This window comes from Pseudoclavibacter sp. JSM 162008 (genome assembly GCF_041366455.1).
In the GTDB taxonomy this organism is placed as follows: Bacteria; Actinomycetota; Actinomycetes; order Actinomycetales; family Microbacteriaceae; genus Pseudoclavibacter.
On record NZ_JBEWYX010000001.1, the window covers coordinates 260593 to 285327 of the forward strand.

General features: G+C 68.9%; 24 protein-coding genes. 18 read left to right on the forward strand and 6 right to left on the reverse strand.

What is annotated here, in order from left to right; genetic code table 11:
- Positions 1–92: 92 nt before the first annotated feature.
- Together ABVF28_RS01200 and ABVF28_RS01205 are read right to left on the reverse strand one after the other, a co-directional pair.
- Positions 93–1193: a substrate-binding domain-containing protein gene (locus ABVF28_RS01200; protein ID WP_104310551.1), complete on the reverse strand. Its 1101-nt coding sequence runs from the start codon at positions 1191–1193 to the stop codon at positions 93–95.
- Positions 1190–3307 (reverse strand): heparinase II/III family protein, encoded by a 2118-nt coding sequence (locus ABVF28_RS01205; protein ID WP_371029188.1) that lies wholly within the window; start codon positions 3305–3307, stop codon positions 1190–1192. Before ABVF28_RS01205 ends, ABVF28_RS01200 begins: the two co-directional genes overlap by 4 nt.
- Positions 3308–3499: 192 nt before the next feature.
- Here ABVF28_RS01205 and ABVF28_RS01210 point away from each other — a divergent pair, with 192 nt between their 5' ends.
- From ABVF28_RS01210 to ABVF28_RS01240, 7 genes are all read left to right on the forward strand, one after another.
- Entirely contained in the window at positions 3500–5458 is a 1959-nt protein-coding gene (locus tag ABVF28_RS01210) for a DUF2264 domain-containing protein (RefSeq protein ID WP_371029189.1), read from the forward strand.
- 63 nt (positions 5459–5521) lie between these two features.
- On the forward strand, positions 5522–6814 hold the full coding sequence (locus ABVF28_RS01215) for an ABC transporter substrate-binding protein (RefSeq protein ID WP_371029190.1): 1293 nt from the start codon (positions 5522–5524) through the stop codon (positions 6812–6814).
- 63 nt (positions 6815–6877) lie between these two features.
- Complete coding sequence (locus ABVF28_RS01220; RefSeq protein WP_211891961.1) at positions 6878–7825, forward strand: carbohydrate ABC transporter permease; 948 nt, start codon at positions 6878–6880, stop codon at positions 7823–7825.
- Positions 7825–8739, forward strand: a complete 915-nt coding sequence (locus ABVF28_RS01225; RefSeq protein WP_218854897.1) for a carbohydrate ABC transporter permease — start codon at positions 7825–7827, stop codon at positions 8737–8739. The genes ABVF28_RS01220 and ABVF28_RS01225 overlap by 1 nt, the downstream gene beginning before the upstream one ends.
- Before the next feature lie 3 nt (positions 8740–8742).
- A complete protein-coding gene (locus ABVF28_RS01230) occupies positions 8743–9405 on the forward strand; it encodes a ferredoxin-NADPH reductase (protein ID WP_371029191.1) in 663 nt (220 codons plus the stop codon).
- 32 nt (positions 9406–9437) lie between these two features.
- Positions 9438–10607, forward strand: a complete 1170-nt coding sequence (locus ABVF28_RS01235) for a glycoside hydrolase family 88 protein (protein ID WP_371029192.1) — start codon at positions 9438–9440, stop codon at positions 10605–10607.
- Between the two features lie 28 nt (positions 10608–10635).
- Positions 10636–11499 carry a fumarylacetoacetate hydrolase family protein gene (locus ABVF28_RS01240; protein ID WP_371029193.1) on the forward strand — a complete coding sequence of 288 codons (864 nt, stop codon included), beginning with the start codon at positions 10636–10638 and terminating at the stop codon, positions 11497–11499.
- A 21-nt stretch (positions 11500–11520) separates the two neighbouring features.
- Here the strand turns inward: ABVF28_RS01240 and ABVF28_RS01245 are convergent, their stop codons facing one another.
- Positions 11521–11781: a hypothetical protein gene (locus ABVF28_RS01245; RefSeq protein ID WP_104310559.1), complete on the reverse strand. Its 261-nt coding sequence runs from the start codon at positions 11779–11781 to the stop codon at positions 11521–11523.
- A gap of 134 nt (positions 11782–11915) precedes the next feature.
- Here ABVF28_RS01245 and ABVF28_RS01250 point away from each other — a divergent pair, with 134 nt between their 5' ends.
- Together ABVF28_RS01250 and ABVF28_RS01255 are read left to right on the forward strand one after the other, a co-directional pair.
- Positions 11916–13463: an FAD-dependent oxidoreductase gene (locus ABVF28_RS01250; protein WP_371029194.1), complete on the forward strand. Its 1548-nt coding sequence runs from the start codon at positions 11916–11918 to the stop codon at positions 13461–13463.
- Between the two features lie 227 nt (positions 13464–13690).
- Positions 13691–14035: a hypothetical protein gene (locus ABVF28_RS01255; protein WP_371029195.1), complete on the forward strand. Its 345-nt coding sequence runs from the start codon at positions 13691–13693 to the stop codon at positions 14033–14035.
- 76 nt (positions 14036–14111) lie between these two features.
- Here the strand turns inward: ABVF28_RS01255 and ABVF28_RS01260 are convergent, their stop codons facing one another.
- Entirely contained in the window at positions 14112–14444 is a 333-nt protein-coding gene (locus ABVF28_RS01260) for a hypothetical protein (RefSeq protein WP_371029196.1), read from the reverse strand.
- Positions 14445–14687: 243 nt separating this feature from the next.
- Between ABVF28_RS01260 and ABVF28_RS01265 the strand changes: the two genes are divergently transcribed.
- The 7 genes from ABVF28_RS01265 to ABVF28_RS01295 all read left to right on the forward strand — a co-directional run bounded on the left by ABVF28_RS01265 (position 14688) and on the right by ABVF28_RS01295 (position 20684).
- Positions 14688–15605 (forward strand): ATP-grasp fold amidoligase family protein, encoded by a 918-nt coding sequence (locus ABVF28_RS01265; protein ID WP_371029197.1) that lies wholly within the window; start codon positions 14688–14690, stop codon positions 15603–15605.
- A 335-nt stretch (positions 15606–15940) separates the two neighbouring features.
- On the forward strand, positions 15941–16126 hold the full coding sequence (locus ABVF28_RS01270; protein ID WP_104310983.1) for a hypothetical protein: 186 nt from the start codon (positions 15941–15943) through the stop codon (positions 16124–16126).
- Between the two features lie 378 nt (positions 16127–16504).
- Positions 16505–17386, forward strand: a complete 882-nt coding sequence (locus ABVF28_RS01275; protein WP_371029198.1) for a manganese catalase family protein — start codon at positions 16505–16507, stop codon at positions 17384–17386.
- Between the two features lie 44 nt (positions 17387–17430).
- Positions 17431–18366, forward strand: coding sequence for a hypothetical protein (locus ABVF28_RS01280; RefSeq protein WP_371029199.1), 936 nt, complete (start codon positions 17431–17433; stop codon positions 18364–18366).
- 11 nt (positions 18367–18377) lie between these two features.
- Positions 18378–18809 carry a phage holin family protein gene (locus ABVF28_RS01285; protein ID WP_151422174.1) on the forward strand — a complete coding sequence of 144 codons (432 nt, stop codon included), beginning with the start codon at positions 18378–18380 and terminating at the stop codon, positions 18807–18809.
- Positions 18806–19453 carry a DUF3618 domain-containing protein gene (locus ABVF28_RS01290; RefSeq protein WP_371029200.1) on the forward strand — a complete coding sequence of 216 codons (648 nt, stop codon included), beginning with the start codon at positions 18806–18808 and terminating at the stop codon, positions 19451–19453. Before ABVF28_RS01285 ends, ABVF28_RS01290 begins: the two co-directional genes overlap by 4 nt.
- 139 nt (positions 19454–19592) lie before the next feature.
- Positions 19593–20684: a YihY/virulence factor BrkB family protein gene (locus ABVF28_RS01295; RefSeq protein ID WP_371029201.1), complete on the forward strand. Its 1092-nt coding sequence runs from the start codon at positions 19593–19595 to the stop codon at positions 20682–20684.
- Between the two features lie 23 nt (positions 20685–20707).
- Here ABVF28_RS01295 and ABVF28_RS01300 read toward each other — a convergent pair whose 3' ends face one another.
- Entirely contained in the window at positions 20708–21052 is a 345-nt protein-coding gene (locus tag ABVF28_RS01300; protein ID WP_179556119.1) for a hypothetical protein, read from the reverse strand.
- Between the two features lie 422 nt (positions 21053–21474).
- On the opposite strand from ABVF28_RS01300, the gene ABVF28_RS01305 reads away from it, so the two are divergent.
- Together ABVF28_RS01305 and ABVF28_RS01310 are read left to right on the forward strand one after the other, a co-directional pair.
- Entirely contained in the window at positions 21475–22269 is a 795-nt protein-coding gene (locus tag ABVF28_RS01305; RefSeq protein WP_371029202.1) for a hypothetical protein, read from the forward strand.
- Positions 22270–22406: 137 nt separating this feature from the next.
- Positions 22407–24083: a response regulator transcription factor gene (locus ABVF28_RS01310; protein WP_371029203.1), complete on the forward strand. Its 1677-nt coding sequence runs from the start codon at positions 22407–22409 to the stop codon at positions 24081–24083.
- Positions 24084–24094: 11 nt separating this feature from the next.
- On the opposite strand, the gene ABVF28_RS01315 is transcribed toward ABVF28_RS01310, so the two are convergent.
- Positions 24095–24691: a hypothetical protein gene (locus ABVF28_RS01315; RefSeq protein ID WP_371029204.1), complete on the reverse strand. Its 597-nt coding sequence runs from the start codon at positions 24689–24691 to the stop codon at positions 24095–24097.
- Positions 24692–24735 lie beyond the last annotated feature (44 nt).

A 24735-nucleotide genomic window follows, 5' to 3' on the forward strand; every position in this document is an offset into this window, starting at 1 on the left:
AGTAGACGGACTTCCGCAGAGGAAACCTGGGAGAACCCTTTCGAGCGGATGCGGATGCGGATGCGGATGCGGGGCGGGGCGTGCGGCCCCGCTCAGACGGCTCGGGGCGGCGCCGTCGAGAGGCGCGAGTTGAAACTCGGGCTGAGCACGGTGCGGTGCACGGGCCTCGACGGGTCGGCGATGCGTGCGAGGAGCGTCTCGACGGCGGCGCGGCCCAGTGACGAACGGGGCGGTGTCACCGCGGTCAGTGCCGGCGTGAAGAGATCGGCGACCTCGTCGTCGTAGGCCACGACAGACAGGTCGTCCGGCACGCTGAGCCCACGAGCGAGAGCCACGTCGATGATCGCCATCGCCTCCCGGTCGGAGTGCACGAGCAGGGCGGTGACGCCAGCTTCGAGGACCGCGTCGAGCACCGCATCCACTGCTCCCGAGAAGCGAGGGTCGCGGCGGTCGGGCAGGATGCGCTCGACGTGCTCACCCGGCGTGAGGCCCAGCTCGCGGCAGGCGGCCGACCAGCCGGCGATGATCTTGCGCGACGTCGGCGAGTTCCGTGAGATGAAGAGGCCCACCTTGCGGTGCCCGAGCTGCGCGAGATGACGGGCCGCGAGGACGGCGCCCAGGGCGTGATCGGTGGTGACCGACTCCGCGGGCGTACGGTCGGGGCCGACGACGGCATCGCGCTCGGCGAGCACAAACGGCAGCCCGGACTCATGCAGCCACTCCATGACCTCGCGGGCATGGTCGGTGTCGGTGTTGGGGGCGACGACGAGGCCCGTGACACCCTCGTGCTCGACCATCCGCTCGAGCACGGGCCGCTCATCCTGCATCTCGTACGACGTTCCCCGCAGCAGCAGCTTCGCGCCCTGCTCGCGAGCCGCCTGCTCCATGCCGCGGATGACACGCGGCCAGTAGAAGTCGAGCGAGGGCACCAGCACGCCGATGGTCTGCTGCGCGCCGTTCGTCGCCTGGCGCGCCTGCAAGGCGGGCGCGCCGTCGGGCGGGAGCACGGCGCCGCCGTGCACGCGCACCAGGAGGCCGTCCGACTCGAGCTGCTGCAGGTCGCGTCGCAGCGTCACCGGGGTGACGTCGAGCTCGTCGGTCAGCTCGGCGACCCGCACCGCACCGGAGGCGAGCAGCCGTTCCAAGATGAGGTCGCGCCGTTCGGCGGCGAGCCGTGATCCCTGTTCCATCATTCTGCGTCCCCCACAGCGTTCGTGTCCCCGAAGGGCGGTGTCGAGTGCTCCTGGCGCACAGTGACGGTCATCGTTGACCGGCCGGCGACGTCGAGGTCGAGTCGCACGAGTCTAGGGCCCCACACGTCCGTCAGCATCGGGTCGTCGAGCTCGATCGGCGTGAGGGTGGCGGTCGCGGTGCCAGTCCAGGTGACGTGGACCCGCGGGGCACCACCCAGAGGGGTGATGACGGCGCTGTCGTCACCCTGACTGTCAGATGCGAGGGCCACGTCGCCGGCGAGCAGCATCCGCAGCTGCGTCGGGGCGGGTGCGGCAGAGGAGGATGTCGCGTCCGTCGCGTCGGCGTCAGATGCGGAGAGTTGTGGCGCGGTGTTGTTCAGCTCCTCGCGGACCACGCTTGGCCACAACTCTGTTGAGCTCGCGGGGGCGGGGGCGGGCGCGGCATCGGCGGACGCCCAGCGCCACGCGTCGTGGATGCGCACCTCGGCGCGCTCGCGGTCGAGGAGCACCTCGCGGCGCCACGACTCGAGCCCTGCGACGTCGTAGGCGCCGGCCAGCTCGAGCTCGAGCGAGGGAGCGTTCCCTGTCTGCACGCCGACAACGTCGGCCGCGTACTCGCGGCCTGTCGGCTGCCCGCGCCCCGCGATGAGCGGCACGTTGTGCCATTCGCTCTGCATGGGCCACAGCTCGTAGCGGCGGTTGCTGAAGGTGCGGGCGTCGTAGCTGGGGCGCCCGGCGTCGACGATGACCGGCACTCCGTCGGAGGCGACGAGGAACGTGCCGACGTCGTTGTGGTTGTGGTTCTCGTCGTTGTGGCCGCCCTTGACCGCGACCGACAAGCCCGAAGACGAGCCGTCGCGCTCGCGGGCGACGAGCATCTGCGTGGAGGGGAGCCAGGTGGATGCGGGGGCCGGGGGAGCGGGTGGGCTCAGCTGCAGCCAGGCCGCGTCGGTGAGCCCGCGAAGCACTCGCCCGAGCCCCTCGGCTTCGACGACCGCGGCCTCTGATGGGCGGCGGTGGGAGGCCGCGAACGCTTGCGCGTCGGCGTCTCCAGCGCGAACGGCCGTCCGGTGCAGGGAGTGCCACGGCTGGTCGCTGCTGGGCTTGGCCTGCCCGTCGGCGGCGTTCACGAACCAGCCGCCGCCGAGGTGCATGCGGTGCGGGAAGGCCACGGTCTCTCGGAGCGAGCGGGTGCTCGGAACGGGGTCGAAGGCGCCACCGGTCGCGAAGGTGAGCAGGTCGAGGGCTTCGAGGAGGCGGCAGGCGCCGTTCCACCAGTAGGCGTAGCCCTCGTCGATGGCGCCGTCTTCTGGGAGCACGGCGACGTAGCGGTCGAGCCCTTCGACGACGAGCTCCAGGATGCGCGCGCGTTCCGCGGCGTCGCTCGGCGCGTCGAGCAGGCGGAGGGCGGCGACGAGCACGTTGCCGTGGATCCACGGGTTCCAGTTGTGCGCGTCCCCGTCGAGGCCGAGCCAGTGCCAGTCGCGGCGACGCACGAACGGCTCGAAGACGCGCACGCGGGCTTCGTGGCGGATGCGGGCCCGCACACCCGGGTACTGGGCGTCGAGCTGGTCGCCGAGCAGCTGGTCGATCCAGGCGAGCTGCCCGACGACTTCGCCGGCGCCGAGGTCGAGGTAGGGGTCGGTGACGGTTGCGAGCACTGAGCTGTGCCGGGCGAGCGTGTCGTCGTGGGCCGGCCAGCACCAGGAGCTCTGCTCGCAGAGCAGGATGACGCCGTCGACGACCTCGGCGAGCAGCGACGGGTCACCGGCGGCCGCCACCGCGGTGCGAGTCAGGCGTTCCTGCCGCGCGAAGGCGGGCGTCTCCCAGGCGATCCGGTTGCCGTCGCCGTGATATCTGGCGGCGTCGCTCGCGCGCGGTTGCGGCCATGGTGTGCCCTGTTCGGCGGTGGCGCGTTCGGTCATCTCCGCGAGGGTGCGCGCGTCGGCGATTCCGGCGGGCCAGTCGGATGCGGGCGGCACGGGGAGCGCGTGGTCGGGGTCGGCGATGACCTCGTCAAGGTTCCGGCCGCCGAGCTGCTCGTCGAGGGCGCGCGAGAGGGGTCCACGGAATGCGGTGCCGCTCTGCACGGGAATGTCCGTGGTGTCTGTCATCGTCGACCTACTTCTCGGGGGTGGTGCTCGCCGCTGCTGCGGTGGTGGTGTTGCAACTCGAATCGATCGTAAACGATCATGCACGATCATAACCGCATTGTTGTGATCGAGGTTGATTGCTACTCTTTCGAAACGTCACCACCCCCGGGGGGACGCCGCAGGCACCCCGGACGGCAATTCAAAGGAGAATCCGTGTCCACGGCACTCACGCCCGAAGCGCCCGCCGCTGCGCTTCCGTCAGCGTCGCAGCGAGCATGGACCCGCGACGACTGGACCGCCTACGCCGACCGCCTCCTCGCGGGCGCCATGGCCTGGTCCTCTCCGGGTAAGGGGCGCATCACCCCTCCCGGCGCCGAGGGTGGCTACGGTCACGACATCGACGGCCTCGAGGGCTTCGCCCGCACGTTCCTCCTCGCTGGCTTCCGCATCGCGGGGGAGCGCGGCCAGGGCGTCGACGAGCTCATCTCCTTCTTCTCCGAAGGCATCCGCACGGGCGTCGACCCGGATGCGTCCGACCGCTGGGTGCGTCTCGAGGAGCACCCGCAGGCGAAGGTGGAGTCGGCGTCGCTCGCCCTCATCCTCGACCTCACGCGCCCCTGGATCTGGGATGCGCTCGATGAGCTCACGCAGCAGCGCGTCATCGACTACTTCGCGCCGGCTGTCGGCGACGACACCTACCCGCGCACGAACTGGCTGTGGTTCCGCCTCGTCGTGCAGACCTTCCTGCGCTCCGTCGGCGGCCCCTGGTCGCCGGAGGACGTCACCGCCGACCTCGCCCTGCACGACTCGTTCGTGCGCGCCGACGGCTGGCTCTCCGACGGCGACGAGCGCTCCTACGACCACTATGTCGGCTGGGCGCTGCACATCTACCCCGTCCTCTGGTCGCGGATGCGCGGGGCCAGCGAGCTCGCGGGCGACCGCCTCGCCGGTGACGTCGCCGCCCTCGACCGCTTCCTGCAGGACGCCGTGCACCTCATCGGCGGAGACGGCTCCCCGCTCCTGCAGGGCCGCAGCCTCATCTACCGCTTCGCCGCCGCCGCCCCGTTCTGGGTCGGCGCGCTCGCGGAGGTTCCCTCGGTCTCGCTCGGCGCGCTCCGCCACGCGGCCGAGAAGGTCGTCTCCCACTTCGCCGAGCGCGGCGTGCCGGATGAGCGTGGCCTCCTCACGATGGGCTGGCTCGACGAGTGGCGCCAGCTCGCTCAGGCCTACTCCGGCCCCGCCTCCCCGTACTGGGCCTCAAAGGGCCTGCTCGGCATCCTTCTCCCGGCCGACCACCCCGTCTGGGCCGCCGAGGCCGAGCCGCTCCCCGTCGAGCAGGGCGACTTCGTGCGCACGATCGCCGCCCCGGGCTGGGTCGTCACCGGTACGAAGAGCGACGGCATCGTGCGCATCGCCAACCACGGCACCGACCACGCGAAGCCGAACACGCTGGTCGGCGACTCGCCCCTCTACGCCCGCATCGCCTACTCGAGCGCAACCAGCCCGCTGCTCGACGACGCGGCCTGGCACGAGCCGCTCGAGCAGTCGGTCGCGCTCGTCAAGAGCGCCACCGCAGGCGAGAACGCCACCACGGGCACCGAAACCGCCACGCACCGCGCCGCGATGGAGCTCCTTGCCACGACCACCGACGGCGACGCCGGCGTGGCCGCATCCACCTGGCTCGCCCACACGCTCGTCCCGAGCGCGAAGCAGCAGCGCCACGGCTCCGGCCTCGACGGCGAAGCGACGGTCGTCGCGCGCCTCACGGTCGTCTCGGTCGTGCGCGCAGCAGAAGAGGTGCGCCTCGCCCGCGTCACCGACCTCGCCGACGGCGTCGACGAGAGCGACTGGATGCTCCGCTGGGGCGGCTGGCCCGTCACGAGCCGACAGGATGCGCAGATCACGAGCGCACTCCGCGGCCTGACGACGGGCACGACGGCACGCACCGTGACTCGCACGGACGCGAGCCCGCTCGGCGCATCCACCGCAGTGCCCGTGCTCGACGCCCCCGTGGAGGTCAGCACCTGGGCCGCCACCCACCTCACCCTCGCGGGCGCAGACCACACCCCAAGCACCACCACCGGCGTCGAGCTCACCGATGAGCTCGCCGCCATCACCTGGTCGGACGGGGCGCACAGCACCGTCGACCTCACCAACTACCGCCTCTCGTAGCCCGGGCGTCGGTTTTCAGGGATCCGAAGCGGGTCTCGTTCATTGCAGCAAAGGAGCAGCACCATGAAGAAGCGCACCATGATCGCCACTGCGGGCCTCGCCGCCGCCGCACTGGCCCTCACCGGATGTAGCGGTGGCGGGAGCGTCGACCCAGACGGTCCCATCACGCTGTCGGTGTCGGGCTGGAGCGTCGCATCCACCCCCGAGTTCCAGCTGCTGGCGGACGGCTTCACGGAGAAGTACCCAGACGTGACCGTCGAGGTCGTCGACTACGACCCCGCCGAGTACAACACGCTCATCACGGCCGACCTCGCGGCCGGTTCGGGCCCCGACATCATCACGCAGAAGGAGACGAAGTTCGTCACCACCTTCCAGGAAGGCGGACAGCTGCTCGACGTGTCCGACATCAAGCTGCCCGAGGGCATCAGCGGTGCCGCGTCGTACGAGATCGACGGCACCACGTGGGCGACCCCGTACCGCCAGGACTCGTGGGTGCTCTACTACAACAAGGCCCTCTTCGACCAGGCAGGCGTCGCCTACCCGGACGGCAGCTGGACCTGGGACGACTACGTCGAGAACGCCGACCTCCTGACGCAGAACCTCACCGCAGCGGGCTCGACCGCCAAGGGCGCGCACCAGCACAGCTGGCAGTCGACCGTCCAGGGCTTCGCCAACGCGCAGGCTGACGGCGACATCTTCAGCGGAGCGTACGACTACTTCGAGAAGTACTACGACAACTCGCTCAAGCTGCAGGACGACGGCGCGCAGGCCTCCTTCAACACGGTCACGGCCAACAAGCTCACCTACCAGGGCGAGTTCGGCAAGCAGAAGGCCGCGATGATCCCCATGGGCTCGTGGTTCGTGGCGACGCTCATCTCGCAGCAGGCAGCCGGCGAGGCCGACGACTTCGAGTGGGGCATCGCACCTGTGCCGCAGATGGATGCATCCACCGCTGGTCTCGAGAACACCCCCGTCACGTTCGGTGACCCTGCCGGCTTCGGCATCAACGCCAACATCGACGAGGGCAAGACGCAGGCCGCCAAGGACTTCCTCGCCTACGCAGCAAGCGAAGAGGCGGCGACGAAGCTCGCCGGCATCGGCATCACCCCGGCGCTCCTGAGCGACCCGGTCGTCGAGGCGTACTTCGGCGTCGAGGGCGCCCCGCAGGACGAGCTCTCTTCGTTCGCCGTGCAGACGCACGAGACGCTCCCCGAGAGCCCGACCAACTCGAAGACCGCCGCCGTCCAGAACATCCTGAACGACATGCACTCCTCGATCCTCTCCGGCTCGAAGTCGGTCAAGGACTCCATCACGGAGGCCGAGACCCGAGTCGCCAACGAAGTCGGCCTCGACTAACCCCTCTCGTCGGTCGGCCGGTGCTCTCTCACCGGCCGACCGGCACCTCTCTCCAGGAGAATCATGACCACCACAACGGAACCGGCGCAGCCGAAGGCCGCGCCTGAGGGCCTGTCGCCCGAGGCGCGCAAGCTGCGCAACCGCTCACGGCTCAAGCGCTCGCTTGTCGGCTGGAGCTTCATCCTGCCGAACTTCCTCGGCTTCGCGACGCTGACGCTCGTGCCCGTCATCGTGCTGTTCTACATGTCTCTCACGAACTGGAACATCTTCGGCACCTCGACGTTCGTCGGCTTCGACAACTTCACCCGCCTCCTGGGCGACGGCAGCTTCCAGGTCGCGTTCGGCAACACCATCTACTACTCGGTGCTGCACATCCCGCTCACGATCGTCGTTTCGCTCGGGCTCGCGCTGCTGCTCAACAACAAGCTCCGCGGCGTCGCGTTCTTCCGCACGGCCGCGTTCTTCCCCTACATCACGTCGATCGTCGCGATCGCGCTCGTCTGGAACCTGCTCTTCAGCCCGGACTTCGGCCCCATCAACGAGGGCCTGCGCCTCATCGGCATCGACAACCCGCCAGGCTGGCTCACCTCGACCGAGTGGGCGATGCCCGCCGTGGTCATCATCAGCACGTGGCGCGACATGGGCTACTACATGGTGCTCTTCCTCGCGGCCCTGCAGACGGTGCCGCCCGAGCTGCACGAGGCCGCACGCGTCGACGGCGCGAACGCGTGGCAGCGCTTCTGGAACGTGACGCTTCCCTGCCTGCGCCCGACCATGTTCTTCGTCACCGTCATGCTGACGATCAACTCGCTGAAGATCTTCGACCTCATCCTCGTGCTCACCGAGGGCGGGCCGGGCCAGTCGACGACCGTCATCTCCCAGTTCATCTACCGCAAGGGCTTCGAGGAGAACGAGTTCGGATACGCGTCAGCGGCCTCCGTCGTGCTGTTCCTGCTCTGCATCGTCGTCACGATCATCCAGTTCATGTGGAACAAGCGGAAGGACAGCTGATGTCCCAGACCATGGCAGTCGTCCTCCCCGAGGAGACCACGACCCCCCTCTCGACCGACCACGTCGAGCCCGCGAAGCCCGCTGGCAAGAAGGAGCACAAGCTCGCTCGCGCGCTCCTCTACGTGATCCTCATCGTCGCCGCGGCCGCGATGCTCACGCCGTTCTTCTGGATGATCATGAGCTCCCTCAAGGAGGCCAACGCGGTCTTCTCGGTGCCGGTGCAGTGGATCCCCGAGGTCTTCGTCTGGCAGAACTACGTCGACATCTGGACCAAGTCGGACATCATGACCTGGATCGGCAACACGCTCATCCTCTCGGTCACCGTCACGGCCCTGCAGGTACTCACCGGCTCGTTCGCCGCCTACGGCTTCTCGCGCGTCAAGTTCCCCGGTCGCGACGTGCTGTTCCTCCTCTACGTCGGAACGATCGCCGTGCCGTGGCAGTCGTACATGATCCCGCAGTTCATCCTGCTGTCCAACGCGAACCTCTCGAACACCCTCTGGGCGATCATCCTGCTGCAGGCGTTCGGCGCCTTCGGTGTGTTCCTCATGAAGCAGTTCTACGAGACCATCCCAATGGAGCTCTCCGAGGCGGCCCGCCTCGACGGGCTCAGCGAGTACGGCATCTGGCGGCGCATCATGCTGCCACTGTCGGTCCCGGCCATCGCGAGCCTCTCGCTGCTGACGTTCGTCAACACCTGGAACGACTACCTCGGACCGCTCATCTACCTGCGCGACCCGAGCCTCTGGACCATGCAGCTGGGCCTCAAGAACTTCGTCTCGAGCCTCTACGACGTCGACTACGGCGTGCTCTTCGCGGGCCTCACCATCTCGGTGCTGCCCATCGCGATCGTGTTCCTCCTCGGCCAGCGGTACTTCGTCGAGGGCATCGCGACCAGCGGAATGAAGGGCTAGGCCATGAAGCGCATCTCGCACGGCGTCTACGCGACGGCGTTCAACGTCACCTACCTGGCGCTCGCCGTCAACCTGATGCTCGCGGTCATGAGCCTGCCGTTCCTCGTGCTGCTCGTGACCACCGACCCGTCACTGTCGTGGCCGCTGCTCGCGGCGAGCGCGGCGCTCACGGGGCCGGGCATCGCGGGTGCGTTCGCGACCTTCCGTGCGCACGCGGAGGGGGACACGGATGTGATCCGCGCGTTCATCAGCGGGGTGCGCCGCACCTGGAAGCGGGCGCTCGTGATCTCGGCGGTCACGTCCGCCGTGGTCACGGTCGCGCTCGTGGATGTGTTCTTGCTCGTGCCGACGGGCATCGGCGTCCTCCTCGTGCCGCTGCTCGTCGTCGTCGCGATCCTGACGCTCGCGACCGCAGCCGTGACGCTCGTGGCGATCACGCAGGCCGAGGACACGCGCCTGCTCGTGCTGGCGCGCGCATCCCTCATCCTCGCCGTGCGCCGCTGGCCGCTGACCTTCGTCTCGTTCGCGATCGTCGGCGTCCAGGCCGCCGTGCTCACGGCGGCCCCGGCCATCGCCATCGGCATCACCACCGCCGCCTGCCTCTACGTCGTCTGGGCTGGCGGACGCTACACCCTGCAGCAGGCACCCGCGCGCGTCGCGGCCTGACTGACCTCTCGAACTCTCACGAAGGAACACCCATGACTTTCGCGCCCGCATCCACGACCGTGGAGAACGCGCTGGCAGCGGCCACCGACACCGTTCGACGCAATATCGAAGCGTTCGGCGCCGCCTACCCGGACGACACGACCAGCGACAACAGGTACCTGCTCCGCCCCGCCACCGACACCTTCGCGGAAGGCGCCAACCGCGGCTGGACCACCAGCTTCTGGCCGGGCATGATGTGGCTCGCCGGCGACGTCACGGGCGACGCGGTCTTCCACGAGGCCGCGCTGGCGCACGCCGCCGACTTCGAGCGCCGCCTCTACGGCGACGAGGACCTGGAGACGCACGACCTCGGCTTCCTCTACTCGCTCTCCGTCGTCACGGCGTGGAAGCAGACCGGCGACGAGCGCTGGCGCACGGCAGGCATCAAGGCCGGCGAGCGCCTCATGACGCGCTTCCTCGAGCCGGCCGGCATCCTGCAGGCCTGGGGCGACCTCAGCGACCCCGCGCAGCGCGGCCGCGCCATCATCGACAGCCTCATGAACATGCCCCTGCTCAGCTGGGTGGGCGAGCAGACGGGCGACCCCCGGTATGCGGATGCGGTGCGCCGGCACACGGAGCAGCTGCGCACGCAGATCTTCCGTGCCGACGACTCGACCTTCCACACCTTCTACTGGGATGCGGAGACCGGCGAGCCCCTGCGCGGCGGCACCGAGCAGGGCGCGTTCGATGAGTCCTGCTGGGCGCGCGGCGAGGCCTGGGGCATCTACGGCTTCGCGCTCAACTCTCAGACGGTGGGCGACCCGCGGCAGCTCGAGGCGGCCTGGCGGTGCGCCGACTACTACCTGGCGCACCTGCCGAGCGACGGCATCCCGTACTGGGACCTCGTGTACACCGAGGGCAGCGATGCGCCCCGCGACAGCTCGGCCGCCGCGATCGCCGCATGCGGGTTCTTCGAGCTCGCCGCCGTCGAGCCCGACCCCGAGCGCTCGGCCCGGGCGCTGCAGGCGGCGCACGCGCAGGTCGACGCGCTCATCGCCGAGGCCACCCCGCAGCCGCCCGAATCGTCGGACGCGCTCCTCCTGCACGGTGTCTACGACCTGCCGAAGCTCGTCGGCGTCGACGAGGGCACCCTATGGGGCGACTACTTCTACCTCGAGGCGCTGACCCGCGCCTCCCGCCCCGACTGGAAGCGCTACTGGTGAGCGGCGTCATGGGCGAAGGAGTCTGCGCATGAGGATCGTCAACTGGGACCGCGCTGGTGTCAGCGTGCCCGCAGCGCTCGTCGACTCGGGCGAGGGCGACCTGCTGGTCGACCTGTCGGGCGTCGCCGCCTCGACGCTCGAGCTGCTCACCGATGAGGGGGCGCTGGCGGATGCACGTGCCGTGGTCGACGCGGCGGATCCAGCCAGCCTCCCCGCTCGCGATGGCGAGCGCCTGCTGGCGCCGATCACACCCCGTGTGCTGCTGTGCATCGGCTACAACTACCGCGGCCACGTGGTCGCAGGCGGAGAAGGACAGCCCGACCCGGAGCATCCGGACGTGTTCGTGAAGACCGCCAACACGACGTTGGGGCCGGACGACGCCGTGGTCCTGCCGCCGCAGAGCGACGACGTCGACTACGAGGGCGAGATCGGGGTCGTGATCGGGCGCACGGCGCACGCCGTCTCCGCGGAGGACGCCCTCGACCACATCACTGGCTACACGCTGGTCAACGACGTGTCTGCCCGCGACTGGCAGAACCGCACGAGCCAGTGGACGCTCGGCAAGTGCTTCGACGGCTTCGCCCCTCTCGGGCCAGCCGTCGTGACGGCCAACGAGATCGCGGACCCCGCGAATCTGCTCGTCGAGGTGGTCCGCGACGGGAAGACGACCGTCTCGCAGAGCACGTCGACGCTCATCTTCCCGTTCGCGGAGATCGTCTCCTACGTGTCGCAGTCCATCACCCTCCAGCCGGGTGACGTCATCGCGACGGGTTCGCCGCAGAAGCTCGAGGATGCGCTGCGCGAGCACCGCCCGCTCGTCGACGGCGACTCGGTGCTCATCCGCGTGGCCGGCATCGGCGAGCTGACGACGCGCTTCCGCACGGCGGACTGAGCGCTCCGGCCGTCTCGAGAGCTACGGGGTCGGCGTCGGGCTCATCGTCTCCGACGGGGTCGGCGAGTCGGTCGTCGACTCCGTCTCCTCGGGATCGGGGGAGACCGTCATCGTGTCGTCCTCGTCCGCGGTCTCCTCGGTCGTCGATGTCGGCACCCCGGTGTCGGGGGAGATCGGGCTCTGGACGACCTCGTCGCCACCGCAACCGGCCAGGAGGAGGGAAGCAGCGAGTGCCGCGGAGGCGGCGAAGGCAGTCCGTAGGGTCTTGGCTGTTGGTGTCATGCGTCCAGTCAAGACAAGCCAGCTGGGAAGTTCGTTCCCCCTTGACACGGTGACGTGCGCTCGTTCTCACCGTCCTCATCCGCCAGGAGTCAATACTGACGGGAAACTCGGGTTGGCTTCCTACCGTTGGCGTCATGAGCGCAGCGAAGCACGACTCTGACCGGCACGGCATCTGGACAGCCCTCGGGCAGCGGACGACCGAGCACCCCGAAGCACTGAGCGTGGAAGCCGACGACGCCTACGACGTACTCGTCGTCGGCGCTGGGATAACGGGGCTCACGAGCGCCGTGCTGCTCGCCGAATCCGGCCTTCGGGTCGGGGTGCTCGAGGCCCACGACCTCCGCGCATCGGCCACCGTCAACAGCACGGGCAAGCTGTCGCTCCTGCACGGCCAGACACTGGCATCGCTGCGCAGCAGGCGGGGCGACGAGGGCGCGGCCGCGTACGTGCACGGCAACATCGCAGCCATCGACTGGGCGAGGGCGTTCTGCGCCGAGCGGCACGTGCCGATGCAGGAGCGCACCTCCATCCTCTTCGCCCGCACCGAGCAGGGCGCGAAGCAGGTCGGGAAGCAGCGAGAGGCCGCCGAAGCGCTGCGTCTCCCCATCGGCGACCAGGTCGCGGCGGAGCTGCCGTTCGAGATCCTCGACGCCATCACCCTCGACGGCGGCCTGCAGCTCAACCCCTACGAGCTCATCCTCGCGCTCCTCGAACGGGCCATCGAGCTCGGCGTGCACCTCTCCCTCAGCACGCGAGTCACGGGCGTCGACCACCACCGCACGCACGTCGACGTGCACGCGAGCCGCGCCGGCCGCGACCTCTCCGTGCGCGGCGCGCACGTCATCATCGGGACCGGCTTCCCCATCGTCGACCGCAGCGCCGAGTTCACGACCCTCACCGCCTACCGCTCCTACGCGCTCGGCTTCGAGACCGGGATGCCGCTGCTCACGGGCATGTACCTGGGCCTCGACAGCGAGACCATCTCGCTGCGCGAGTACACCACGGCGGGCCGACACCACCTCGTCGTCGGCGGGGCCGGTCACAAGGTCGGCGCCAGCGTCTCCTCCCGCGAGCGCGTGGATGGCCTCAGCCAGTGGGGCCAGGAGACGTTCGGGCTCGTGAGCCCCGAGAAGTACCGCTGGTCGGCGCAGGACTACGAGGAGCCGGACATGACGCCGTCCTCGGGCGTGGCCACGCCCGCCCATCCGCGCATCCTCTACGCCACCGGCTTCAACAAGTGGGGACTTTCGAACGGCATCGCCGCCGCCCACGATCTGCGCGGGCGCATCCTGGACAGCCGAGACGAGTGGATGCACACCCTCTACGACCGGCGCGTGACCGCTGCCACGGTGGGCGGCCTGGTCGCGCGGGGCGCGGAGGTCGGGGTGACCGCGGTCGGCGACTGGGCGCGAGCTGAGCTGTCCACGCCGGAGGCGCATCCGGCGGAGGGGGAGGGGAGCGTCGGCCGATCGGGAGGCGTGCCGGTGGCCGTGAGCACGGTCGACGGGGTGACCCGTTCCGTCTCGGCGGTCTGCACGCACCTCGGCGGTGTGCTGCGGTGGAACGACGAGGACTGCTCGTGGGATTGCCCGCTGCACGCGTCCCGGTTCGCGCCTGATGGAACGCGGATCGAGGGGCCGGCGACGTCCGACCTTCCGTCTCGCGACGCCGACGAGGCGTAGCCGCGCATCCCCGAGCATCCGGAACGCGGGCCAGGGTAGCGGTGTGGGCCTCGTCGCGCCAGGAGAACGGCGCAATTGCTGGGCGGGGGCAGACTAGAGGCACCCGTCGCCGGCCCCTGGCTCGATCCCCCGACTGGGCGTCCACGATGTGGACCCCTGGGCCAGGGGCCGTCGTCGGGGTGATCTGAGCAGGTCAGCCCGATGCCCCCGACGCGAAGCCAGGTCCTATGCGCTCCCACCCCTTCCAGCTGCCCGCGTTCGACGCGAGCGCGCTGCCGTTGCCCCTGGCGCTGCCGGCGGAGCCGCCGGTGGTCGCGGCGTTCCCGTCCTCCATCGATCTGATGGTCACGGGTGCGGTGGTGAGCGTGGCGGTGCTGTTCGTCGTCGGCGTCTGGGTTGCCGCGGCGATGCGGTTGCGCAGCGGGCAGCGGATGTCTTTGGACTTGGTGGGACGTGTGGAGCGGGCGCAGCGCATCAACCGCACGGCCACCATCTCGACGCTGCTCGCCTCCGGTGCGATGATCGCGCTGCTGATCGTCTGGGTGGTCGTCAGCCTGGTCTGGCTCTCCTAGGGCGCCGACTGCGCTCCCCGGACCCGCTGGCCTGAGCGAGCGGGTGCGACGTGGCGAGCCCGGCCGAGCCGCTCGGTCAGCGCGCGGGCCCGGAGATCTTCGCCCGCGAGCGGCGGGCCACGACGGAGCTCGCACGACTCGTCGACGGCTTCTCGCCGGTCGAGGCGCGCCGGGTCGCGAGCTGCGCCTCGCCTTCGCAGCAGGCCGCGACGAGCGATTCGATCGCCCGCTCAAGCTGCACGTGCTGGCTGATCTCGACGCCGGTGTCCACCCGTGCGCCGCGGAGGACGACGTGCACGCCCTCGACATCGACGATGAATCCGAGTGGGGCCCCGTCGCGTTCGAGGGCGACGATGCCTGCCGTGGTCTGCGTGAGTTCGTATCCGGTCAATGCGGAGATGGGAATCATGGGGGAGCTCCTCTGCCGTTCCTGAAAAGCGTGACGGGGCGGTCTGGGAGGAGCTTGGAGATTTTCGGGTTTTCGACCGAGGGTGACAGCTGCTGCGGGGATCGCAGCACCATGACCAGGCATTTTGTCTCCACCAGTGTTGTCGCTAGCTGACCCAAGAAATTTGCGCAAGCCCCTCGGGCAATTCGGTCCGAAGGCAGGGCGCGACGCGGTTGACCGCGAGATTCGCGGCACACTAGGCGGATGCCCGCACCGATCACCCCCTGGCGACGCCGGTTCCGTCGATGGCGCGAGCGCAGTCGCCTCGTGCGCTTGTGGCGTCTCGCCCGCACCTCGAGCCCGGTCACGTTCACCGACAAGGTGCGGTACAAGATGCTGCGCGATCGGCGGCCGCTGATCGTGACGTTCGCGGACAAGGCCGCCGTGCGCGGGTACGTGGAGGCGGCCGTGGGCGCGCGCTACCTGCCCGAGGTCTACGGGGTGCTCGACGACCCTCGCGAGCTGGAGGCCCTCGAGCTGCCGAAGTCGTACGTCGTCAAGCCGACGCACGGTTCGGGTGCAGTGGTCGTCGTTTCGCCCGCCGCGCCGGTGGACTCGCGGCTGCCGGAAGCCAGGTGGGGGTGGGTGTACGCGCACGTGCGGCCGGAGCACGCGAACCGTGAGCACCTCGCGGCCATCGGCGAGGGGTGGGTGTCGAAGCTGTACGGCCAGGGCCCCAACAAGGAGTGGGTGTACGGGCGGATGCCGCGCCGCGTGCTGGTCGAGGAGTATCTCGTCGGCGAGGACGGCGCGGTGCCGGAGGACTTCAAGTTCTTCGTGTTCCAAGGGGTGGTCCACTTCGTGCAGGTCGACGGCGGGCGGTTCGGCGAGCGGACGCAGGATTTCTTCCGACCCGATTGGACGCACCTCGACATGTCGGGCGGTCTGCCCTGGCGGACGCCGACTCCGCCTCGACCGGCTCGTCTCGACGAGATGCTCGAGGTCGCAGCCAGGCTCGGTGCGGAGACCGACTTCGTGCGCGTCGACCTCTACCACCTGCCGGATCGGGTCATCTTCGGCGAGCTGACGAACTACCCGGCCGGTGGCGACAGCCCCTTCGAGCCCGAGAGCTGGAACACGGCCTTCGGCGAGCCCTGGCGGGTTCCCCGCCGCTACCGCTGAGGCGCCCCGCCCGCGCGCAGACCGGGGCCTTGCGCACCGCAGCTCGCGCGGAGGCGTGCACAAGCCCCAGGTCTGCTGCAGACCCATCCGCAGACCTGGGCCTTGCTCACCGCGCCGCGCACATTCACCGGTCCAACGCCCAGGTCTGTCGCAGGACGGCGGGCGGACGGCGGGGCAGTCGAGCACTCAGGTGCGTGCCGGCGAATCAGCTTGCGTCCGGGTGGCACCCAGGCGATCGCAGGATGCGCGGGGCACGGTGGGGGTGCGCTCGGCTCCCGACCGGGCGCGCTCGACCTCCACAGCACCGCGGCGGCTGCCGCTCAGAAAGGACCACGATGTCGAACGCAGAAGTTCACGACTCGCATGATCTCGACGGCCCCGAGGAAGGCAGCGTCGGCGCAGGCGGCGCGACCGCCGACGGCGCGATAGATGAGGCCCTCGGCACGGACCAGCCCCTGACCTCGAACGAGGGCAGCGTCGGTGCGGGCGGCGCCAGCGCCGACGGGTCGCGCTCGGAGTAGCCGCAACCCACTTCACGCGACGAAGGGCCGGTTGTCAGCTGAGGCTGACGGCCGGCCCTTCGTCATGCCCGGCCCGTTGTTGTGTGACGGGCGTCGCGGCTGCCGGGCAACGGCGATCGGCAATCTTGCGACGGTACGCATCCTGTCCGCGGGAATCCTGCGAGCTCTATTCACACGTCGTTTTCAGACTCCGCTCCGAAGAAGCAAAAGCGTACTCAACCTGGGATTTTCCGACCCTGCCCTGGAGGGGTAACAGCAGGTTGCTGGAGGTTCAAGCCCGTTCTTGGGGTCCACAAGTCGCGCCAGCGTTGGACGTGCCGCTCGTCCCCTTCGTCTTCGAGCGAGCGAACACCAACGTCCCCCGAGTGCGAGGAAGTCATGTTCTTTCACAAGCAGGAATTGCAGTTCAAGTCGAGCCCATCGAAGCCTGACGCAGTGCTGGCGAAGCGAATGCAGGAGATCCTCGGCGGCCAGTACGGTGAGATCACCGTCGCGATGCAGTACGGCTTCCAGTCCTGGAACGCCCACGAGCCGGGCAAGTATCGCGATCTGCTCTACGGCATCGGTGCCGAGGAGTTCGGTCACGTGGAGATGATCGCGGTCATGATCGCGCAGCTGCTCGAGAAGGCCCCCATCGAGCAGTCCGAAGCCGCGATCAAGGCGGACCCGGTGCTCGGTGCGGTCGTCGGCGGCACCGACATCCAGCACGCCATCGTCGCGGGCGCCGGTGCGCGCCCCGTCGACAGCAACGGCAACCCGTGGCAGGGCTCGTACATCACCGCGAGCGGCAACATGCTCGCCGACTTCACCGCCAATGCGAACGCGGAGATGCAGGGCCGTGTTCAGGTCGCGCGCCTCTACAACATGACCGACGACCCGGGCGTGCGGGACATGCTCTCGTTCCTCCTCGCCCGCGACACGATGCACCAGAACCAGTGGATCGCGGCCGCCAACGAGCTGCGCGCCGAGGGCAAGGAGGACCTGCCGGTGCCGAGCAACTTCCCGCTGAACAAGGAGGAGCGCGACGTGTCGTACCAGTACCTCAACTTCTCCGACGGCGCGGCCGCCAGCGAGGGCTCCTGGGCTAGCGGACCGACCCCCGACGGGAAGGGCGAGTTCACCTACCACGACGGTCCGACGACCAGCGTGCCGATGCCGCCACCGACCGTGCCCGACGAGCGCTTCTACGGCACGACGCCCATGCCGAACACGATGGAGAAGGTCGCCGGCGTGGTGAAGGACACGTTCAGCAAGAAGTAACGATCGCCACCCAGTTCGTACGACGAAGCTCTGAAAGGATCACCATGTCCAACGACACACCATTCACCGTTCCGGACACGCCCCGCCATGGAGGTGCGCTCCCGCCCGACAGCTCACCGCAGGTTCATGAGGACGGCACTGTCTTCGAGCCGGGCGTCACGGAAGATGCGACGTTCTCACCCGCCGGCACCGGCACCGGTCGGGCCTCCGACGGCGGTGACTCTCGCACCGGCGCCGCGAAGGAACAGGCGTCGCAGCTCAAGGACACCGCGACCGACGAAGCGAAGAACGTCACTGCCAACGCCAAGGGAGAAGCTCGCAACGTGGCCGGCACTGCCAAGGAGGAGGCACGCAACGTAGCTGGCACCGCGAAGGAGGAGGCCCGCAACGTGGCTGGCGAGGCGAAGAACCAGCTCGCATCTCTCTACTCCGAGTCGATGCACCAGCTGAACTCGCAGGCCACGCAGCAGCAGGAGCGGGCAGCGACCGGGCTCAAGTCGCTGAGCGGCGAGTTCCGCAACATGGTCAGCAACTCGGAGGGCGACGGCCTCGCCACGGAGCTCGTGCGTCGCGCCGCGGACACCACCGGGGCGGTCGGGGCCTGGCTCGGCGACCGCAACCCGAGCGGTGTGCTCGACGATGTCCGCTCGTTCGCGCGTCGCAAGCCGCTCGCCTTCATCGCGATCGCCGCCGTCACGGGTCTTGTGGCTGGTCGCATCACCCGTTCCATCGCGGAGGTCGCGAAGGACGACAAGGTGGACGAGCTGACCGGGCGCAGCGCGTCCGCAGACTCGTCTCGAGCGGCCTCGTCGGTCACCGGCCGAGAGGGCGGCACGGAGGGGGAGCGGATCGCGAACAACGTGCAGACGGAGTCCACGACCGTCTCGCCTGGCCCCATCGACGAGGTCTCGCTCGGTGAGCGGACGGGCCTCCCCGGCCCTGGCATCGACGGCGTTCCCAACCGCGGAACCGGATTCTGAGGGGGCCTCCCATGACCAGCGAGTACCCGGCACCCCCGCCGCAGCATCCGCCGCAGAACCCATCAGATGTGTCGCTTGGCGACATGCTCGGACGCGTCAGCACTGACATCTCGACGCTCATGCGCCAGGAGGTGGCGCTTGCGAAGGCCGAGCTCACCGAGACGGCGAAGAAGACCGGCAAGGGCGCGGGCCTCCTCGGCGGCGCGGGCTACGCCGGCATCATGGCGCTGCTGTTCCTGTCGATCGCCGCCTGGTGGGGCCTCGGCTACCTGATCGGCAACGCCTGGTCGGCGGTCGTCGTGGCCGTCGTCTACGCCATCGTCGCGGCGATCCTCTTCGCCGTGGGCCGCAGCAAGCTCAAGGACGTCGAAGGCGCCCCGCAGACGGTGGCCACCATCAAAGAGATCCCAGACACGCTCAACCCGAACGGAGATCACCGATGAGCACTGACCCAGACCAGATCCGCGCCGACATCGAGCGCACCCGCAGCACCCTGGGCTCCGACGTGGACGCGCTGGCCGACAAGGTCACGCCGTCCAGCATCGTCGACCGACAGACGGAGAAGGTGAAGGACAAGCTCGGCTCGGTGCGGGACTCCATCATGGGGGCCCGGGACGACGCGGCCGAGTCGGTTCGCGACGCCACCTCCGCCACCGGTGACAGCGTCGCCGACGTGAAACGTCAGGCGGTGCGCACGGCGAAAGGCAACCCCTTGGCGGTCGGCCTCATCGCGTTCGGTCTCGGCGCGCTGGTCGCGTCGCTCGTGCCGGCAAGCGAACCCGAGAAGCAGGCGACCGGCAAGGTGAAGGATGCTGCCGAGCCGCTCGTCGACGAGGTGAAGGGCGCGGCACAGGACCTCGCCCAGGAGCTGAAGGAGCCGGCGGCGGATGCGGTCGGCAGTGTCCGCGAGACCGCGATGGATGCGGCGGAGCACGTCAAGACCGACGCGCGGTCTGCGACCGACACGGTGAAGGGCGACGCGCAGTCCGCCGGGGACAGCGTGAAGTCCGACGCCACGTCGTCCGCCGAGAACGTCAGGGACTCCGCGCAGGAGGCCCGCGACAACGTGCAGGGCGCTGGCTCCTGATGCGCTGACCCCCACAATCAGCCGAGGACCTCTTCGGCGTCGAACCGGCAGCGGGCCGCGCATCCACCCCCGATCGATGCGCGGCCCGCTGTCATTTCCCACCAGCAGTTGCAGCAGAGCAGAGCAGAGGAACACCGAGATGGCCACGTCGAACTCGACCGCAGCATCCACCAATGAGAAGCAGGGCGCGCCCGACCCGGACGACGCGCGGAAGCCGGACTCGCCGACGGACATCAAGAAGCGGTCGTGGAAGTACGTCTTCACGAAGACGATCCGCGAGTTCTCGTCCGACCAGTGCACTGACATCGCGGCGTCGCTCACCTACTACTTCGTGCTGGCACTGTTCCCGGCGCTCATCGCCGTGTTCTCGTTGCTCGGCGTCATCGGCCAGGGCCAGTCGGCGGCGGATGCGATCCTCGGCATCGTCGACGAGGCGGCTCCGGGTGGCGCCTCCGACGTGATCCGCGGCCCCATCGAGCAGTTCGCGTCGTCGCCGGCCGCCGGGTTCGCGCTCGTGTCCGGTCTCCTCGTCGCGATCTGGTCGGCGTCCGGTTACGTGGGCGCGTTCAGTCGCGGCATGAACCGCATCTACGAGATCGAGGAGGGGCGGTCGTTCTGGAAGCTGAAGCCGCAGCAGCTGCTCGTGACGCTCATCGCGATCGTGCTCATTGCGATCGCCGGCGTCATCCTCGTCATCTCCGGGCCGGTCACCGAGGCGATCGGCGGCGCGCTCGGCCTGGGCGCGACCGTCACGACGATCTGGTCGATCGCGAAGTGGCCCGTCCTGGCGTTCGTGATCGTCCTCGTGGTGGCCGTGCTCTACTACGCGACCCCCAACGCGAAGCAGCCCAAGTTCCGGTGGATGAGCATGGGCGCGTTCCTCGCGATCCTCGTGCTGGCGATCGCTACGGTCGGGTTCGGGTTCTACGTCGCGAACTTCTCCAACTACGACAAGACGTACGGGTCGCTCGCGGGCGTGATCATCTTCCTGCTCTGGATCTGGATCGCCAACAACGCGCTGCTGTTCGGCGCCGAGTTCGATGCCGAACTCGAGCGGGGCCGTCAGCTGCAGGCGGGCATCGCGGCGGAGGAGACGCTGCAGCTCCCGCCGCGCGACACGAAGCGGAGCGACAAGGCCGCGGCGAAGGAGGAGCAGGATGTCGCCGAGGGACGGCGGATCCGCCTGCAGCACGCGGAGACCGAGGTGCGGGACGGTGAGAGGACCGAGTAACCGCGGCGGTGCCGCCTGCTGAGCTACCGCTCGATGCGACCGATGTAGTCGCGCAGGTTGCTGATGACGGTCTCGAGGTCGGTGCCCGTGGCCTGCGCGAGCTGACCCGCGAGCCAGCTCTGGTTCAGCAGGGCGGCGCCGAGGATGTGACTGTCCTCGATGCTCTCGTCGAGTTCCGTGGCCGGGGCTCCGAACGGCTCGAGGGCGAGCTGGAACGCCAGCTCGTTGGTGACGGGATCCGAGGTGGCGTGCTGCGCGAGTACGGCGTCGAGCTGCACGTGCATGGCGCGGATGGCCTGCTCCGGAACCTGCAGGCTCGAGCTCTGCTCGGTGATCGCAGCGGCTCCGTACTCGGAATCGTGGTCCATCTCAGTGCCTTCCGTCGCTTGTCGGAGCACGCGTGCGGCCGTGTCCGTGCTCGCACGCTACGGGCTCGAAGGTGCGTGAGCGGAAGATCCGCGCAACAGCCGCGCGAATTCACCCTGTTCTTCACCGCCGACAGGGGATGCACGCCTGTTCGACTGGCGTCATGAGCAGCTCTGCGGTTAATGGTTGTCAACGAGACCAATGATTTCGCATGCAGGTTCCATGTCAGGCCAACGGAGCTGACGGCTGACCGCTTCCTCTGCTCAACCCCCGGGTCCGCAGTTGCCCGTCATTCCGGTCATCCCCGGTGAAATTCGCCTAAGCACGTCCATGACTTTTCACCCACTCCTTCACCCACCGAACGGCTGGTGTGCGCCAGGCCCGTTCTTAGTGTTGTGCAGTCAGCATCACTTAGGAGTGAACAATGTCTGCGAACATCCCCCAGGACACGACCACCGCGAGCACGTTCGATCGCCGCACGGCTCTCCGAGCCGCAGCCTGGTCGACCCCCGTCATCGTGTTCGCCGCAGCGGCCCCCGCGCGCGCAACGTCACAGCCCGACGTCGTCCCCGGACTCAACGGGTGGATTCTCTTCAGCGTCAAGCAGGTGCAGGTTCGCGTGCGCGGCCGCTGGGGGTGGGAGTGGGAGACGCAGCGCGTCGTGTCGTTGGACGCGACCGGTGAGTACCCCAAGCGTGGTCTGTGGGTGAACGATGTGACGTCCAGGACGAAGCTCACCGACATCCACATCGTGTTCCATCTTGAGGTCGACGCGGGTGCGCCCGTCTTCACGAAGTCTGGCAACGCGTCGTGGACGGATCTGACGCTCGTCGGGACCACGAGGATCGGTCGGACGACGTTCAACAGCTACCGGTCTGACTTCACCGGGACCCCGTCGCGGACGGGAGCACGGGCGTTGATCGACAACAACTTCGGTTTCGTGTCCGGCGCCGTCCAGAAGCAGGACCCGACCCGCTACATCGACCGCTTCGTGACGATCGACGGCGAGGTCTTCTCCTTCCGGCGTCTTGTGGGTGGCAACAACGAGCTGCTGCCCACGACTCCGTACGTGGCCGGCGGTTCGCAGCGTTCGCGGCTTTCTGCAGCACCGGATGCGCAGGCGTCGGTTCCAGAGACGGAAACGGCACCATCTGGCGAGGCGTCTGCGAGCCCGGGTGCACCTGAGGAAGAACTCGTCCTCCTCGAGTCGATCGCGTAGCTTCGCTCGATTCCCCGGACCGTTGCCGGCCGCGGTCGCAGTCTTTAGGCTTCCCTGGTCGGTCTTCGCGCCGGACGCGCTCCACCACACCCCCCACTTCTCGCGAGTCCTCTCACCATGACGAAACGAGGTCGCTGTTGACGCACACCGCTCCCATCCCACTCCCGGTCGTCGTCGATGTCGATGTTGCGGTCAGTTCGTCCAAGCTGGCAGAAACGTCCTCGGTCGAGACGCAGTCGGTCGCGCGGCGCATCCACGTGGCGCTCGAGGCTGAGGACTGGCGTGCGGTGACGTCGCTCATCGGCGACAACTGGTCGTCGTTGCTTCGCACGTCGCGCGAGACGGTGCGGGCTGCGGTGAGTGCGCTCCCCGATGCAGTGGTGGATGCGCAGCCGCGGTGGGCGGCGGCGCGTGAGTACCTGAATTACTCCCCGCAGGGGAGTGGGCCCCGACCGGTGAAGTACGAGAAGCACGAAGGCTCGTCCGGAATGGCGAGTGAGCTGCTGGATGTGCTCGCGCAGCTGACGAGCCGGTCGGCGTCCGAGCGCAGCCATGGGCGCTTCCAATTGGGAGCTGAGGCCGCCAGGGAGGCGATAGCGCTCGCAGGGGGCGCGACTCCGGATGCGGTTGCCGAGTTCCGTCCTGTGATTGCTGATCTGCGTGTGCAGTGGGCCATCAGCCTCCTGCTCGCGGGGGCGACGAGGGAAGCGGCCGTCCAGTTCGAGGCCACGTTCGATGACGCGGTCACGTTCGACAATTCGAGGACTGCGACGGAAGCCGCCGGGTCGCTCGCGTTCATCCACAGCGTGAACGGCGACCTGCAGGCCGCCAGAGCCTGGCTGGCGCGACAACCGCTTGATGTGCGGGGAGTCGCTGCGGTGGCGCATGCGCACGCAGATCAGGTCACGGCTATGGGTGCTCTCGCCGCGGCGAATATCGCAATCGACGAGCTCGACGAAGACGCAGCGAGGGCGGCGCTCGTCGCCGACCCTGGCGACGAGTTCGCGCCCGAGCAGTGGGCGCTCCGCCTGTATGTCGTTTCGCGGGCCGAAGTGCTCTTCGGCGACGCGTACGCGCAGCTGATCCGCAATCGCGCGGCCGCGCAGGCGCGGGTGCCGTATCTTTCCGCGAGCGGCTTGAACGCGTGGGCGTTGCACTACGCGGCCTCCGCCATCCTCTACGCGGTGAACGATGTCGAGGGTGCCGCGGAGGCTGTCGCCTCCCTGGAAGCGGTGGACGCAGAGCCGGCGACGGAGTCGGCCCGAGTGTTTACCACGTGGATGCTGGCGAACACGCGAAGTGATGCTCAGGTGGTGGTGGACTCCGCGCAGTGCCTGACTCGGGCTCCCAGCCTGCGCGGGAGCGCCGAGATGATGGCGGCCTCCGTCTCCGGACATCTGCACACGGGGCATGTGGACCAGGCGATGAAGCTGTTCCGCTCGCTCGCGGTGATCGTCGCGGAACAGGGCCTGCTCTCTGTGCTGACGCGGTTCGACGACGACGCGCTCGAGGCGCTGCTGGCTGGCAGCGGCGTCGACCTCGATGAGGTCGCGTTGGAGCGACGAGCGCGAGCGAACCCGCGCATGTTCGCGCGACTGCCCGACGTGCAGCTCACCGACCGCGAGCGGGTCGTGCTGCGGCACCTGCTCAGCGCTCGCACGCTGGAGGAGATCGCCGTCGAGGAGCACGTCTCGCGCAACACCATCAAGTCCCAGACCAGGAGCCTGTTCAGGAAGCTCGGCGTCTCGTCGCGCGAGGCGGCTGTCGAGTTCGGGCTTGAGTATCCGGCGCTGTGGGCGGAGTCCGGCCTGTAGGGTGCTCGCGATCAGCCGACGGTGACGGGGCCGCGCGTGAACGCGACTTCGCGGCCATCCGCTGTGATCGCTCGTCGTGCCCAGACGCGTGTTCTGCCGGTGTTCTCGATCGACCGGAACTTGAGTTGGTTGTCGAGGTTCGTCTGGGTGGTCGTCGCGGTGATCGGGCGCTGGTAGCGGGTCACGTACACGGAGCATTCGGTGCCGTCGACACGAGTTGAGCCTGTGCGGACCGGGGTCGACCAGGCGCCGGAGTTGCCGCTCATGGGCTCCCAGGTGACGTTCGCATCCGCATAGAAGGTGATGCTCGCGGCGTCGAGCTTCGTGCGGGGGCTCGTGCCGGTCACCCAGAGCCCACGGTCCGGGGGAGTGCCGCTGCCGTCGATCGTGAGGTGATTGACCGTGACGCGGCGGGGCCAGATGCCCTGCGACCACTCCGTCGTCTGCGTCGTCGTGAGGGCTACCCAGCCCTGAAGGCCCTTCTCGAGCTCTTGCGATGCCGCCGCGAGTGGGGCCGCGACGGCGACCGCGATGACGGGTGCCGACCAGGCGGCCGCGGTGAGCAGCGCGCGGCGGTGGAGTTCCGGGGTTGGTGTGGCGGACGACATGGGGACTCCTCTGAGTTGACGTAGCAGTCGTTCATGGCGGCGTG